Source organism: Sphingomonas sp. Ell38C01 (assembly GCF_055231975.1).
Genome location: NZ_JBUYVA010000001.1, coordinates 3,323,331 through 3,338,652, shown reverse-complemented (window position 1 = coordinate 3,338,652; position 15,322 = coordinate 3,323,331). Strand labels below are relative to the sequence as shown.

General features: G+C 68.6%; 9 protein-coding genes. 2 read left to right on the top strand and 7 right to left on the bottom strand.

Annotated features, from left to right (window positions below):
* Window positions 1-488: 488 nt before the first annotated feature.
* Both ACV7NO_RS15815 and ACV7NO_RS15810 read right to left on the bottom strand, forming a co-directional pair.
* Entirely contained in the window at window positions 489-1,805 is a 1,317-nt protein-coding gene (locus tag ACV7NO_RS15815) for a sigma-54-dependent transcriptional regulator (RefSeq protein WP_463406916.1), read from the bottom strand.
* 2 nt (window positions 1,806-1,807) lie between these two features.
* Window positions 1,808-3,547 (bottom strand): sensor histidine kinase, encoded by a 1,740-nt coding sequence (locus tag ACV7NO_RS15810; protein WP_463406915.1) that lies wholly within the window; start codon window positions 3,545-3,547, stop codon window positions 1,808-1,810.
* Between the two features lie 267 nt (window positions 3,548-3,814).
* Here ACV7NO_RS15810 and ACV7NO_RS15805 point away from each other — a divergent pair, with 267 nt between their 5' ends.
* Together ACV7NO_RS15805 and ACV7NO_RS15800 are read left to right on the top strand one after the other, a co-directional pair.
* Window positions 3,815-5,272: an alginate export family protein gene (locus ACV7NO_RS15805; protein ID WP_463406914.1), complete on the top strand. Its 1,458-nt coding sequence runs from the start codon at window positions 3,815-3,817 to the stop codon at window positions 5,270-5,272.
* 35 nt (window positions 5,273-5,307) lie between these two features.
* Entirely contained in the window at window positions 5,308-6,627 is a 1,320-nt protein-coding gene (locus ACV7NO_RS15800) for an MFS transporter (protein WP_463406913.1), read from the top strand.
* Window positions 6,628-7,007: 380 nt separating this feature from the next.
* Here ACV7NO_RS15800 and ACV7NO_RS15795 read toward each other — a convergent pair whose 3' ends face one another.
* From ACV7NO_RS15795 to ACV7NO_RS15775, 5 genes are all read right to left on the bottom strand, one after another.
* The gene (locus ACV7NO_RS15795) at window positions 7,008-8,114 is read right to left on the bottom strand and encodes an oxidoreductase (RefSeq protein WP_463406912.1); all 1,107 of its coding nucleotides are present in this window, start codon (window positions 8,112-8,114) and stop codon (window positions 7,008-7,010) included.
* A gap of 120 nt (window positions 8,115-8,234) precedes the next feature.
* The gene (locus ACV7NO_RS15790; protein WP_463406911.1) at window positions 8,235-8,996 is read right to left on the bottom strand and encodes an SDR family NAD(P)-dependent oxidoreductase; all 762 of its coding nucleotides are present in this window, start codon (window positions 8,994-8,996) and stop codon (window positions 8,235-8,237) included.
* Between the two features lie 26 nt (window positions 8,997-9,022).
* Window positions 9,023-9,736 carry an SDR family NAD(P)-dependent oxidoreductase gene (locus tag ACV7NO_RS15785; protein ID WP_463406910.1) on the bottom strand — a complete coding sequence of 238 codons (714 nt, stop codon included), beginning with the start codon at window positions 9,734-9,736 and terminating at the stop codon, window positions 9,023-9,025.
* A gap of 198 nt (window positions 9,737-9,934) precedes the next feature.
* Window positions 9,935-12,511, bottom strand: coding sequence for a glycoside hydrolase family 2 protein (locus tag ACV7NO_RS15780; RefSeq protein ID WP_463406909.1), 2,577 nt, complete (start codon window positions 12,509-12,511; stop codon window positions 9,935-9,937).
* A 90-nt stretch (window positions 12,512-12,601) separates the two neighbouring features.
* Entirely contained in the window at window positions 12,602-15,106 is a 2,505-nt protein-coding gene (locus ACV7NO_RS15775; protein WP_463406908.1) for a glycoside hydrolase family 95 protein, read from the bottom strand.
* Between the last annotated feature and the right edge of the window lie 216 nt (window positions 15,107-15,322).

Here is a 15,322-nt window from a genome sequence, read left to right as displayed (position 1 = left end):
GCGCCCCCAGCCTCGCGCTTGCGTGCACACATATTCACTCCCCGTCATCTGACAGGGCACGCACCCGGAGCGGCCAATCCGGGTGCCACCAAATAATAAGCCTTCCCGGTCAGAGGTGAACGCTATGAACGACCGGATTCGGCCCTCAAGCGACAGACCTGACTATTAGACGGCGATCAGTTCGAACGATCTCCAGCCCGGCCCAAGCCCATGCGCTTCATCGTCTCTGATGATGGATGCTCAGGGGGGATGTTGGCCGTCTTGCCATGAGTGGAGGCGCGGCTTGCCGCCAGACTTTCGGGGAGCCGGTGGTGATGAAGGGGGCGATCGACCAGTCTTCGGATACGCGCTGGCGGCCTCCCAACGCTTGGCCGTGTCGGCGCACGGCCGCGACGCCGACCGGATCGTCGGACTGGCGCCGGGTGTCGGCGAGCATAGACGCGGCCGGGCACGGGGCGCAGGCGCGCACCTCGCCTGCCGACGGCCTGTCACGACGATGCGGCGCGGAACAGCCCCGCATCGATACCGTGTCGTTGCAGACGGTCGTACAGGCTTCGCTTGGGCAATTGCAGGACTTCCGCCGCTCGCCCCACATCCCCGTTCACCTGCCTGAGGGTGGCGCTCAGCCTCGCGGCTTCGAACCTTGCCAGCTGTTCCGACAGCGGCGGCGTGTCGCCGTCGCTGGCCGGCGTCTCGTCGATGCCCAGCACCACGCGTATCGCATAGCTGCGCAGTTCGCGGACGTTGCCCGTCCAGTCGTCCGTCATCAGCCGCGCTTCGATGATCGCGTCGATCATAGGCACCGGACGGCCGAACTTGCCGGCCGCCTCCGTCAGGAAATAGGCGAACAGCAGCGGGATATCGGCGCGGCGCTCCCGCAGCGGCGGGATGCGCAGGCGCACCGCATCCAGCCTGTACAGCAGGTCGGCGCGAAGCCGGCCTGCGGCGACCGCGGCCGCCGGGTCTGCCTTCGCCGCGGCCAGGATGCGCAGGTCGACGATGCGCGGCGTACCGGCGATCGCGGGCAATTCCCGCTCTTCCACCACGCGTAGCAGCTTGCCCTGAAGGGCATGGGGCATGCTGTCGACCTCGTCGAGGAACAGGGTGCCGCGATCGGCCTCGGCGATCCGCCCGCGCTGCGTCCGGTCGCCGAACAGCGTCTCGTCCGCGATCGCCTCCGGCAAGGCGGCGCAATCGATCGCGACGAAGCCGCGCGTCCGCCGGGCGCTCCAGCGGTGGAGCAGCAGCGCGACGAGTTCCTTGCCGGTTCCCGTCTCGCCCTCGATCAGGACATCGACATCGACCTGCGTCAACTGCCGGATCGTATCGCGCAGACGCGCCATGACCGGGCTTTCGCCGATCAGCGGATAATGTTCCCCGCCATCCTCCGCGGCCCGGCGAAGCCGGCGGTTCTCCAGGACCAGCCGCCGCATCTCCAGCGCGCGGCGCACGCTGGCGATCAGGTGGTCGGTGGCAAATGGCTTGGCGATGAAATCGAACGCTCCGCCCTTGAGCGCCGCGACGGCCATCGAGATATCGCCGTGACCGGTCATCAGGATCACCGGCAACTCGGGATCGCGCGCCGCGACCGCTTCGAAGACGGCATGGCCGTCCAGCCGCGGCATCCGGATGTCGGTGACGACGACGCCCCGAAAATCCGTGTCGAGCCCCGCGAGCGCGGCGACGGGATCGCCGAACGGCTCGACATCGATCCCGGCGATCGCGAACGAATCCGCCAGCGCGATGCGCAAGCCATCGTCGTCGTCGATGAGGCGGACCCGCAGGGCGTCGTCGTCCATGTCCATGTCTAACGCTCCCTGCCGGCATGGCGGACCGTCGCAACGAACGTCGCGCCCGATCCGGATGACGCGGTCAGCGCCAGCTGCCCGTCGAACTCCGCCATGATGTCGCGCGCGATCCCCAGGCCCAGGCCAAGGCCATCGGCCTTGCCGGTGATGAACGGCGTGAAGATGTCGTCGGTCAGGTGCGGCGGGACGCCCGGACCGTTATCGGCGACGGTCAACAGGATCAGGTCGTCCGCGACGGCGGCGGTGAAGGCGACCGCCGGTGCCGCGCGGCCCTTCACCGCATCCAGCGCATTCTGCAACAGATTGACCAGCACCTGTTCCAGCCGAACTCGGCCCGCCAGCACGTGCGGCTGGCCCGGTGCGGGCCATGCCAGCGCCACGCCCGCCGCGCGGAACCGGTCGCCCATCAGCAAGCGTGCGCCAGCGATCACGTCGTCGAGTGCGACCGGCCCGATCGCGCCTTTGCCGCGGCGCGCGAAGCGGCGCATCTCCTGCGTGATCGAACCGATCCGGGCGGTCAGGTCGATCATCGTGGCGAGACTGCCCGCCACCCGATCATAGCGTGCCCCGGCGAGATGATGCTGCGCGTTCTCCGCCAGCGTCCGGATCGTCGCGACCGGCTGGTTCACCTCGTGCGCGAGCCCTGCGGTGATCGAGCCGAGCGAGGCCAGCCGGTTGGCCTGCGCCAGTTCCTCGCGCGCCTCGCGGAACCGTCGATCGGCATGGATGCGCTCGGCGATCTCCTCGTTGAGCGCGGCGGTACGCGACGCGACGGCGTCCTCCAGTGCAATGCGATCCGCAGCGGAGCGTCGCGCCCGCGTCGTGCGCCAGAACAGCGCCGCGACAAGGATCGCGAGCAACAGCGTGCCGATCAGCGTCGCCAGACGCGCCACGGCGGCCGCCTGCCGCCGAACCGGTTCGAAGGACGCGGCATGCAACAGGCGCCATCCCGGCACCGACACCGGCGCGGTTCCGACGACCAGTCGCTCGCCCGCGGGGCCGCGCGCCGTACCGTCGGCGGCAAGGCGATAGCGGGCGACCCGGAGCGGCGCGCCCAGAAACTGGCCACTGCGCGCGATCGACGCCGCGACCGGCGGCGGCAATGCCTTCAACGTGCGGAACCGCTCCGCCGCATCGGTCGCGATCAGCACGATCCCGCGTCTCTCGACGACAAAGCTCGTACCACCGTCACCGGCCCAGGCACGGGTCAGCCCTTCGAATTCGACCTTGACGACGACGACGCCCAGCGGCCGCTCGGCCGTGCCGAGCCGACGGGCGAGGAACAGCCCGGGCCGTCCGCTTACATTGCCGACCGCGAAATACTCGGCCACGCCGCTGCGCATCGCTGCGACGAAATACGGTCGGAAGCGATAGTTTCGTCCGACGAAGCTTTCCGGCGTGTGGGCATTGGATGCGAGCCGGGTGTTTCCGCGCGCGTCGATGATATAGATCACAGGCGCGCCCGTCTCCTGCGCCAGCAAGGCCAGCTTGCGGTTCATCGCATCGGCCGCCGATGGGGCGGTGCCGTCCAGCGCGCCGACCAGATCGTTATATTCCCGCAGCACGATCGGCAGCAGCCGGAAGCGGGCAAGCTCGGTATCCAGCAACCGCGCCTGCTGGTGGGCGGTGCGCATCATGTCCGCCCGCATGCCGGCGAGCGCGCGCTGCTCCGTCCATGCGCCGACCGCGATCCATGCGATCGCGCCGATGACGGCGACCAGGGCGCCGGACAAGATCACGACAAATCGACGGGAAAAGCGCATGTGTGCAGTTAATCGCAAACAGCTCGCCCTAGCCATGCGAAATCTCGCACGGAAGTCGATGGCAAAGGAGCCTCCAGTTGCGAAGAATGTTCGTATAACAAGAGATTAGCATATTCTGGCGCCCATTATTGCCGGTGCGCAGGCGTTGCCCCACCACCATGACAAATCCGAAACGTCGGAGTGGGGAGGAGTACCGTGGGCGATTTTCAGAGATTACTGGGACCGGTTCATCGGTACGCACCAATGGCGGCGCTGCTTTCGCTGGTGAGCGTTTCCGCCCAGGCCCAGACCGCCATGCCGACCGGGGACAAGAAAGCCCCCGCGACACCGATCGCCACCGCCTGTCCGGCCGCCGGCACCGGCGAGGGCACGGCACAGGGAGCCTATAACCTGTCTCGCTGGGCGGAGGACTGGCGGGGCATGCGGGATCCCGCCAAGCGCGACGATCCGCTCGACCGCCTCAAGTTCCTGCCGCTCGATACGGATGGATCGAGCTACCTGACGTTGTCCGGCGAGCTTCGGCTTCGTATCCAGCAGACCACCAACCCCAATCTGCGCGATACGCGCGCGCAGCGGCAGGATCGCACCCGCGTCTTCGCCGGCGCGGACCTGCATCTGGGAGACCATGTCCGTGCCTATGGCGAAATCGCGACGGGACGGCAGGGCGGGGTCGAACTCGGCACCCCCAATACCAACCTGCGCAACGATCTGGTCGTCCAGCAGGCGTTCGCGGAGATCGGGGGCGATGTCGCGGGCGTCGCGGGGGGCGTACGCGGCGGGCGGCAGGAATTCACCGATGGTCCCAACCTGCTGACATCGTCCCGCGACGACAACACGCTGCGCTTCGTGCTGGACGGCGTGCGGCTCCATGCCCGCGGGCGGCGGGTGCGCGCCGACCTCTTCGACTATCGCTATGTCCGCTACGGCTATGGCGGGACCGGCGACGACGAGACCGACCCCTCCCGCCGGTTCAGCGGCGTCACCTTCGGCTATGTCGTGCCTCCCGGGTTCCTGGGCGGGTCGAAGCTGTACTTCGATCCGTTCGTCTGGCGGTTGCGCAACCGCGGAGCGGCATGGGGCACCCGCACCGCGCGCGAGAAACGGATGTTCTACGGCCTGCACCTGTACGGCGACGCCGGGCCGGTGACGCTCGACTGGACGGTCAACCATCAGCGCGGAACGTTCGACGGGCGGCCGATCCGCGCGTGGCAGGGGTTCATCGCCCAGACGTATCGCCTCGGCAGCACGGCCGCGGCGCCACGGATCGGTGTCCATCTGGACTATGCCAGCGGCGGCGGGGCGTATGATCGCGATACGCTGCGGACGCCGAGCGGCCTGTTCGGCAACAACATCTACTACAGCTACCAGCTCTTCCTGACGCCGAGCAACCTGGCGGTCGTCGCGCCCAATCTGACGGTACAGCCCGTCCGCAAGGTACGCGCGACGGGCGAATACGGGTTCGCGTGGCGGCCGGCGACGGACGACGCGGTGTACCGTGCATCGGGCGCCGCCTTCGCCGGCACGCAGAACGGTGCCGGTCACCGCGTCGCCGACGTGATGCGGTTGCAGGCGATCTGGACCGTGGCGCCGCGTCTCACGCTGACCGGGCTCTATGAACATCTGGTAGCCAAGGCCGCCCTTGTCCGCGCAGGATATGCCAATTCGGATTTCCTCGCCGCCTGGGCGAGCTTCAGATTCTGATCTTCACGCACAACGACAACCGCAGGGGATATGTCATGGCATCGACAGCATCACATCCGGAGGCCGGTCCGACGCCCGGCCCGACGACCAACAGTCGCCTCAAATCCATTATCGGCGGATCGACGGGCAATCTGGTCGAATGGTTCGACTGGTATGTCTATTCCGCCTTCACACTGTATTTCGCGCCGCATTTCTTTCCGAAGGGCGACCAGACCGCACAGTTGCTGAGCGCCGCTGCGGTGTTCGCGGTCGGTTTCGTCATGCGCCCGATCGGGGCGTGGGTGATGGGGGTCTATGCGGATCGGCACGGCCGCAAGTCGGGCCTGACGCTGTCGGTCACGCTGATGTGCCTGGGTTCGCTCATCATCGCCTGCACGCCGGGGTACGCGACGATCGGCATCGCCGCCCCGGCGCTGCTGGTGCTGGCGCGGATGATGCAGGGCCTGTCGGTCGGCGGCGAATATGGCGCGTCCGCCACCTACCTGTCGGAAATGGCGGGCAAGGACCGGCGCGGTTTCTTCTCCTCGTTCCAGTACGTCACGCTGATCTCGGGCCAGTTGCTCGCGATCCTGCTGTTGCTGCTGCTGCAATCGGTGATGGACAAGGCGGCGCTGGATGCCTGGGGCTGGCGCATCCCGTTCGCGATCGGCGCAGTGCTGGCGATCGTGGTGTTCCGCATCCGTCGCGGTCTGGCCGAAACGCAGAGCTACAAGAACACCAAGGGGCAGGACACGCCCAAGTCGGGCTTCATGACCCTGCTGCGCAACCACCCCAAGGAAACCGCGCTGGTGATGCTCCTCACCGCCGGCGGTACGCTCGCCTTCTACGCCTATTCGATCTATATGCAGAAGTTCCTGGTCAATACCTCGGGATTCAGCAAGGAAGCCGCGACACAGATCAACGCGATCACGCTGTTCGTGTTCATGCTGATCCAGCCCTTTGCCGGCGCGCTCAGCGACCGGATCGGGCGCAAGCCGCTGATGGTCGCGTTCGGCATCGCCGGTGTGCTGTTCACCTATCCGATCTTCATCACGCTGGAACATACCCGCGATCCGCTGACCGCAGGGCTGCTGGTGATGGCCGCGCTCATCATCGTCACCGGCTACACCTCGATCAACGCGGTGGTGAAGGCGGAGATGTTCCCCGCCCACATCCGCGCGCTGGGCGTCGCGCTGCCCTATGCGCTGGCCAACACCATCTTCGGCGGCACGGCGGAATATGTCGCGCTCAGCTTCAAGGGGGCGGGCTGGGAGCAGGGCTTCTACTGGTACGTGACGGCGATGATCGGCGTATCGCTGCTGGTCTACCTGCGGATGCGCGATACCCGTCGCGACAGTCTCATCCAGGAAGATTGAACGGATGGCGGTGCCCGGCTTCGTGACGGGCACCGCCGAACGCCTTGCGGCATTCACCATGGCCCGCTGAAGGCCACCGCGCGGATACCGAGACCTGCGCCACATGGCCGCGTCCCAGCCGGACATCTTCGGCCGGAGACCGCGCACGTTCCATGCGCCGCGCCGCCTTTGGCGACCAGCCCGCCCGACCCCTGCCGGGCGATGGCGTACGGGCCATTCAGCGTCCATGTCATCCGCGACTGAACCGACCCCACAGGGACACCGGCCCCGTGAGGATATTGCGACCGCGACCCTCGCGCCTGTGCCCGGCCCGGCGCGATCGCCTGTCGGATCGACCCGCATGGTCGCGAAGGCGGTTCCGATCGGATCGCCCGACGATCTCAATCGAGGGTGGCGAGCAGGCTCTGCACATAGGGTTCGATCGCGTGTCCGCGGCGCACCCGGTTGGGCCATTGGGGATTGGCGATCAGCGCGCGACCCACCGCGACGAAATCGAAATCGCCGCGTGCCATGCGTGCACGCAGCAGCGGCAGGTTGTTCGCGATTTCGCTGCCCGAGCCGTCGAAGCTGTCGACCAGATCGCGCTGGAGCGTCACCGAACCGACCGCGATCGCGGGCTTGCCCGACAGCTTCTGCGCCCAGCCGGCAAGGTTCAGGTCGGTGCCGAACTCGCCCTCCCAGAAGCGCCGCTGCGACGCGTGGAAGGCATCGACCCCGGCATCGACCAGCGGCTCAAGGAACGCCGCCATTTCCGTCGGATTCGCAAACAGCATCGCGCCGAAATCATGCATCTTCCACTGCGAGAAGCGCAGCGTGACCGGGAAGCCGGCGCCGGTGCGGCGCTTGATCTCGGCGACGATCTCCGCCGCGAAGCGGGTTCGTCCCGCAACGTCCCCGCCATAGCGGTCGGTCCGGATGTTGGTGGCGGCCCAGAAGAACTGGTCGATGAGATAGCCATGCCCGGCATGCAGTTCGACCCCGTCGAAGCCCAGCGCCTGTGCGGACGCCGCCGCCGTCGCATACGCGTCGATCACCGCATCGATCTCCTGCCCGGTCGCCGGGGTGTCGGTCGGCTTCGGCGCGATTCCGACGCCGCCGGTCAGGCCGGAGGGACCGAACAGATGCCCGCGCGACGCGCCGGTCTTGTCGAGCAACTGTCCGACATGCCAGAGCTGCGGCATGATCGCGGCGCCGCCGGCGTGGACCTCGTCGACGACATGCTTCCAGCCGGCCAGCGCCGCCTCGCCGTGGAAGGTCGGCGCGTCGGGATCGTCGGAGGCGGTCGGGTGCGGCACCCATGTGCCCTCGGTGACGATCAGGCCGACACCGCCTTCGGCGCGGCGGCGATAATAGGCGGCCACATCCGCCCCCGGTACGCCACCGGGCGACCGCGACCGGGTCATCGGCGCCATGACGATGCGGTTGCGCACCGGCAACGTGCCGATGGTGCCGGGCTGGAACAGGGCGTCGGCGTTGGGCTGGGTCATGGAGGTACGGCCTTCTGGACGAAGCGCAGCCGGATGCCGGCCGCAGGGGGGCGGTCCGGCCCACGCGATGGGCGGGATAGCACCGGGAATGCGTGCGGGATCAGGCGGCGCGCGGGGCGCTCACCACACCGCCATGCCGCCATCGACCTTGATATCGACGCCGGTCACGAACGAGCTTTCGTCGGACGCCAGGAACAGCGCGACGTTGGCGACCTCGCCGGGCTTGCCGAGCCGCCCGGTCAGCGTCTTGCCGAGCATATAGTCGGCCCATTCCTTGTCCTTGAGCTGCTCGGCCGTCTGGCTGGTCTCGATCACGCCGGGCGAGATCGAATTGGCGCGCATGCCGTGCGCGCGGCCTTCCATCGCCAGCTGCTTCGTCATGCCGACGATGCCCATCTTGGCGGTGGCATGCGCCAGCCCGCCGAGCGTCCGGAACACCCGGTGCCCGGTCAGCGACGCGGTGTTGACGATCGTCCCGCCGCTGGCCTTCAGGTGCGGCCAGGCGGACTTGGTCAGGAAGAACACCAGATCGACCTCGTCGCGGGTGTTCTGCCGCCACTCCTCCTCGGTGATGTCCTCGATCCAGTTGAAATGCGCCATCGCCGCGTTGTTGAACAGCACGTCGATCCGGCCATGTTCGCGAACCGCGAAATCGACGACGCTCTGGCATCCCGCCATCGTGCCGAGATCGGCGGGGTGCAGCGACACCATCCGCCCGCCCGCCGCCGTGACCGCATCGACCGTCGCCTGTGCGCCCGCCGCGTTCACGTCGGTCCCGACCACCAGCGCACCCTCGGCGGCGAAGCGCAACGCCGCCTCGCGCCCGATGCTCCCGCCGGTGCCCGTGATGACGCACACCTTGTCCTGCAACCGTCCTGCCATGTCCGTCACTCCTGGAAGAAACGGGGTCAGCCGACCCGGTATTGCCCGCCGTCCACCACGACCGCCTGCGCGGTCATGAACGCGGCGTCGTCGCTGGTGAGGAACAGCACCGGGCCGACGATCTCGTCGGGTTCGGCGAAGCGCCGGATCGCCTGCGCCTGCCACACCGCGCGGCGCGCTTCCTCGCCCTGCGCCTCGGTGGCGACGGTATGCGTCAGCCCGGGCAGGATCGCGTTGCAGGTGATGCCGTCGCTGGCGACATCGTTGGCCAGCCCGCGCATGAAGCCGATGATGCCCATCTTCGACGCCATGTAATGGCTCATGCCCTGCACGTTCAGGCCGATCGAGTTGGACGAGATGCCGACGAACCGGCCCCAGCCGTTGCGCCGCATCGCGGGCACGAACTGCTTCGCCGACAGGAATTGCGCGTCGAGATTGACCGCCATCGTGCGCCGCCACGTGTCGAAATCGAGGTCGTCGATCGGATGGTTGGGATAATAAGCGGCGTTGTTGACGACGATGCCGACGTCGCCGAACGCCGCGGTTGCCGCCTGCTCGATCGCGGCCCAGCCCTCGGGACTGGACACGTCGGCCGCGACGCCGACCGCGTTCGCCCCGATCGCGGCGACGGTATCGTCGGGCATCGCCAGATCGGCGGCGACCACCTTCGCCCCGCGTCGCGCCAGACCCAGCGCGATCGCCGCGCCGATCCCCCGTCCGGAGCCCGTGACGACCGCCACGCGGCCCGCATGTGTTGGAAAGTCCATCATGATCCCTCACCCGCCAGTCGATCGCCGTGCGGACTCATCCGCAGGGTCGATCCGTCTTCGCTGGCGCCAATCTGGTCTCGCCCCGTCGGATTTCTCAGTCGGCAAATATCGAGCGCTACGTTCGATAATATCGATCGGGCTAGGCGGCTCGACCGGTGCTGCCATCGATTACCGGTCCTCGAGCGTCGCGAACAGCCGCACCTCGGCGATGCCGACCGGCAGCCCGGCGGGGGTGATCGGGCGTACCCGGATGCGCTCGCCGACCAGCGGCTTCGTCGGCACCCGCCGGACACGCGTCGTGCCGGAGCCGGGCGCTTCCTCCGCCAGCACCTCCCAGCGTCCGCCCGGCCCCGATACCTCGACGACGAAGCCATAGCCGCCGTCCTGCGGGAAGGTCACCTCGACGCTGTGGAAGCGCAGGATGCGTTCGGTGCTGATCGACACCCACGGATCGGCGTCGCCCGCGGCGGGGCTCCAATAGGTCGCGGCGTCGCCGTCGTTCGCCAGCCGTGGCGAATGGCCGGGCGCGGACGAACTCGCGCCGGTGGGGTTGTCGGTCCCGAACACCGCTTCGACGCCGTCGCCGACCCGGTCGTCCGCCCGGTACGGCCGGTCGGCGGCGAGCGGCGTCACCCCGGCGACGAAGCGCGGTCCGGCGACCGTCGCGATGTCGAGCGTCCCCGCCGCCAGACCGGGGGAGGTGGCGCGCAGCCGCGTCGTCCCACTCTGCCAGCTGCGCAGCGCGATCGCGGCCTGTCCGTCGCGGATCGGGATGTCGCCGTCGGGCGCGAAGTCGATCGCGCGGCCGGTCGGCAGCTCGCCCGGCCCCGATTCGATCGCCAGATGCACCGGCGGGCTGTTGCTGATCGCGCGGCCTTTCGCGTCCACGACGGTGACGAGCAGCTGCACGTCGTCGGTGCCGTCCGCCTGCGTGATCTGCGGCGCGCTGGCGGTGATGCGCAGCCCGGCGGAGGTGCCGGCCTGCGGCCATGCCGGCGGGGCGATGCCGCGATAGGCGTTGCGATACCAGTACCATGCCCGTTTCGGCAGCCGCGCGTAGTCGACGATGCCCATCGACCCGAACTTGCGCCCCGCGACCGATCCATGATCGAACCCGGCCCAGATCGCCTCGCCCGATCGCCACGCGAACCGCCACGGATAGGCGCCGGTCTTTGGCGCCGCCTGCGGCAAATCGCCCCAGCCGGGTGCGTATTCCCCCGGCCGATCCGCGATCGTCGATCCATATTCGGTCACGATGCTGGGCACGCCGGGGTTCAGGAACAGCGTCGCGCCGTCGCCATTATAGCCCGCCACGTCACCGATCTTGTCGGTCTCGCCGCGCTGCGCCCCGCCGATCACCGCCGCGCGCGTCGGATCGAGCCGGTGGGTCAGCGCCACTAGCTCGCCCAGGAACCGCCGCAGCGCCGGCATCGCTTCGGGCGTGGAGAAGAAGGTCTCGTTGCCCATGCTCCACCCCAGGATCGAGGGATGGTTGCGGTGGATCCGGATCATCTCGGTCAGTTGCTGGCGGACGCTCGCCTCGAACGCCGGCCGGTCGGTGGGGTCGGTGGGATAGGCGGGCGAGGTCCACCCGCTATCCTCCCGGAAGCCACCGGTGCCCCAGAACGGTGCCTCCGACAGGAACAGCATCCCCTGCCGGTCGGTCGCGTCGGTGAAGGCGGGGTCATGGGGGTAATGCGATCCGCGGATGAAGTCGAACCCGGCCTCCTTCATCATCGCGACGTCGCGTGCCATCGCGCCGTTGGTCACTGCATCGCCCCAGCCCGCCTGATCCTGATGGACGTTCGCACCCTGCAGATAGCGGTGCGTGCCGTTGAGGAAGAAGCCTTGGTCGGCGGTCCAGCGGAACCAGCGGAAGCCGAACGGCGTCTCGACGCGGTCGCGTATCGTGCCGCCGACGCGCAGCGTGGTGACCACCCGGTACAGCGCGGGCGTCTCCGGCGTCCACAGCGCGACGCCCGCGATCGGCGCGGACACCTGCGTCACCATCGCCACCGCGCCGGGGACCACGGTCACGGTGCGATCGGGCAGGGTCGCGACCACGCGGTTCCGCCCGTCCAGCACCTGCGTGACGGCGACGACCGTTTCCGGGGCCGAGCGGTCGTTGCGGATCTCGGTGGCGACCGAGACGCGCGGCGTGCCGGTGTCGACGCCGGGCGTCGTCACCGCCGTGCCCGTCCATGGCACGTGCACCGCGTCGGTCGCGACCAGCCACACGTCGCGGTAGAGGCCGCCGCTGAACACATGCTCGCCCGCGCGCGGCGCCTGCGTCGCCTTCCACAGATTGTCGACACGAACCGCGACGACGTTGCGGCCGGGTCGCACCGCCGTGGTGATGTCGATCGGGAAGCCGGTATAGCCGCCGCGATGCCCGCCGACAGCGACGCCGTTGACGAACACCTCCACCCGCTGGAACGCGCCCTCGAACTCGAGGGTCAGTCGGCGGCCCGGTGGCAGCGTCCGCAGGGTGACGTCCTTGCGATACCAGCCATAGCCTTCGTAGAAGGACGCCGCCTGGAAATAGGGCGTGCCGAAGCTGTGCGGCAAGCCGACGCGTTCCCACTCGCGATCGTCGAACCCGGCCTGGCGTGCCTCCACGACGTCACCCCGTGTGAAGCGCCAGTCGGCGTTGAAGTTCAGCCGTTGGCGGCCCTCCGCCGCCACGTGTATGACTGTGGGCGCGGCGACACCCGTCTGCGCGAAGGCGGGCGTAACGATCGCCATGCCCAGCAACAGCAGCGCGTGTCCGACGGCGCGCCACGAGCTTGGGCGGTGAGAATCGTTGCCGATGGCGTCAACCCGTGGCGGCATCGTTCAGGCTCCCGCGAAATCGAGCCTATAGGCCCGGCCCGCCTGCGCCGCGAAGACCGTCCATGGTCCCTGCTGCCGGATCCGGATCGGCGTCGCCCCGTCGCGGATCCTGGCGATCCGCTGACCCGGTGGGGCGAGGACCGGCTGGTCGCCGGTGACCGCCGCGGCGATGACGGCCGCGCGCACCAGACCCGCCGTCCAGCGCAGGTCCACCGTCGCCCCGCCGCGCGCGCGCAGCCCGGTGACCGCGCCGTCCTGCCATGCCGGCGACAGCGCGGGGGCGAGCGCGATGCCGCCGTCATGGCTCTGCACCAGCATCTCGGCGATCCCGGCGGTGATGCCGAAATTGCCGTCGATCTGGAATATGGGACGCGGACTGCCCGGATGCGTGCCGAACAGATTGGCGGCGACGCTGTTGCGGACGAACTGGTCGACCGCGTAGCCGGCATGGTCGCGGTCGCCTAGCCGCGCCCAGATGCAGGTCGACCATGCCCTGCTCCATCCGGTCTGCGCGCCGCCATTGGTCTCGCGCCGCTGCATCGACACCTGCGCCGCCTTCGCCCATTTCGGCGTGCGACGGGGCGTGAACTCGCCGCCGGGGTAAAGCGGATAGAGGTGCGAGATATGCCGCTGGCCGGGTTCCGGCTCCGCGAAGTCGTGCGACCATTCCTGTAACTGGCCGTAGCGGCCGATGCGGTAGGGTGCCAGCGCCGCGCTCAACGCGGTCAGCCGTTTGGCGAAGTCGGCGTCGATCTTCAGGATTGCGGCGGCGGCGATGCAATTGGCGAACAATTCGCGGGTCAGCGCGAGGTCCATCGTGCATCCCGCGCTGACCGCCGCGCGCCTGCCGTCGGGGGTAAAGAAGACGTTCTCCGGCGATGTCGACGGTGCTGTCGTCAGAAAAGCGCTGTGCGGATCCTTGACGAGCCACGCCGCACAGAATTCCGCCGCGCCGCGCATCAGCGGATAGGCGGTGTCGCGCAGATAGGCGACGTCGCCGCCGAACGCATAATGCTCCCACAGATGCTGCGCCAGCCATGGCCCCGCCATCGGCCAGTTCGCCCAGTTGGGATCGCCCTGCCCCTCGCCGACCGGGTTGGCGATCGCCCACAGGTCCGAATTCTGGTTCACGCACCAGCCCGGCATCCCGAAATAGCCCGATGCGACCCGGCGCCCGGCGTGCGCCACGCGGCCGATGAAGTCGATCATCGGACCATGGCACTCCCCCAGGTTGGTGGTTTCGGCATGCCAGTAGTTCATCTGGATATTGATGTTGGTCGTGTAGTTGCTGCTCCATGGTGGGCGGACCATGTCGTTCCAGATACCCTGAAGATTGGCCGCCTGCGTCCCGGCCCGCGAACTCGCGATCAGCAGGTAGCGGCCGAAGTTGAACAGCAGCGCGGCCAGCGCCGGCTCCGGCACCGCGTCGTTGTCGCGGCGGCGGCGGTCGGTCGGCACGTCGTTGCGCGGTACGCCGATCGCCAGCCGCGCGCGGCGGTACAGCCCGCGATGGTCCGCGACATGCGCCGCCTTGGCCGCGTCGAACGTCTTGGCACGCGCGGCATCGATCTGTCCGGTCGCCATCGCGACGATTTCGTCGATTGGGCGATCGGGCGCGACATCGAAGGCACGGAAGCCGGTGCCGGTCGCGATCCGCAGCACGATCTCGCTGGCGCCGGTGACCGTCACGCCGTCGCCATCCGCGACGACGGTGCCGCCGGTCGCCGCGACATCGACGATCGCGGCGAACGCCATGCCCTTGCCGGGTGTGGGGTCGTACACCACGGGATCGGGCACATCGCGATAGCCCGGCTCCGATACCGTCGGCGCCCTGCCCGTCAGCACGAGGCGCGATCCGCTCGCCGTCACGCTTCCCTGCAACGGCGTTTTCAACCCGACGCGGCAGGACAGCGACCCCGGGCGGTCCGCCGACAGCCGGATCATCATGACCTGATCGGGATGCGACACGAACAGCTCGCGCCGATGGCGGACGCCGCCCTGCGTATAGCCGACGCTGGCCACCGCGCTGTCCAGATCGAGCGCGCGGCGGTATTCGCCGACCGCACCGGTGCCGGCGATGTCCAGGATCAGGTCACCGACCGGTTCGTAATTGTTGCAGAATGGCCCCTGCATCTGCTTGCTCAGTGCGTCGGCGCGACCATAGTCGCCCGCGAACACCGCCTCGCGCAGTGTCGGCAGCACCGCCAGCGCGCCGGGATTGTCGGGGTCCGAGGGCTGCCCCGACCACAGCGTGTCATCGTTGAGCGACACGATCTCCTGCGCGACGCCGCCGCGGACCATCCCGCCGATCCGGCCATTGCCGATCGGCACCGCATCGTTCCAGCCGGCGGCGGGCGTGTCGAACCACAGGAGATCATGGTCGCCGATCGTCGCGGGTCCGTCCGCCGACGCCGGTGAGGCGACCGCCTGCACGACCCCGACGCTGGCCTGCCCGATCATCGCGGCCGCGCCACCCGTCAATATGCCGCGTCTACTCCAGCGTGCCATCATGCGCCCCCGTGTTGGAACTCCTGGTCGTGACAAAGGTCGATCGACCAGCTTCGGCACTCATCCATATTATGATTTATCCGATAAAGCGAAAATGATGTCGGGGCGGAGATTCTTCGGCGCCTGCCGAAGACGCGATATCTCCTGTCGGCCACAGACGTGCCGCACGTCCGGCACGATTGTGTCGTGCCAGGCCCCCGGTGCCCGGCAGGCGGG

What these genes read in the sequence shown, in the direction of transcription:
- ACV7NO_RS15815 (WP_463406916.1), bottom strand. Translation starts at nt 1,805, where the DNA reads ATGGACATGGACGACGACGCCCTGCGGGTCCGCCTCATCGACGACGAC.
- ACV7NO_RS15805 (WP_463406914.1), top strand. Translation starts at nt 3,815, where the DNA reads ATGGCGGCGCTGCTTTCGCTGGTGAGCGTTTCCGCCCAGGCCCAGACC.
- ACV7NO_RS15800 (WP_463406913.1), top strand. Translation starts at nt 5,308, where the DNA reads ATGGCATCGACAGCATCACATCCGGAGGCCGGTCCGACGCCCGGCCCG.
- ACV7NO_RS15795 (WP_463406912.1), bottom strand. Translation starts at nt 8,114, where the DNA reads ATGACCCAGCCCAACGCCGACGCCCTGTTCCAGCCCGGCACCATCGGC.
- ACV7NO_RS15790 (WP_463406911.1), bottom strand. Translation starts at nt 8,996, where the DNA reads ATGGCAGGACGGTTGCAGGACAAGGTGTGCGTCATCACGGGCACCGGC.
- ACV7NO_RS15780 (WP_463406909.1), bottom strand. Translation starts at nt 12,511, where the DNA reads ATGGCGATCGTTACGCCCGCCTTCGCGCAGACGGGTGTCGCCGCGCCC.
- ACV7NO_RS15775 (WP_463406908.1), bottom strand. Translation starts at nt 15,106, where the DNA reads ATGGCACGCTGGAGTAGACGCGGCATATTGACGGGTGGCGCGGCCGCG.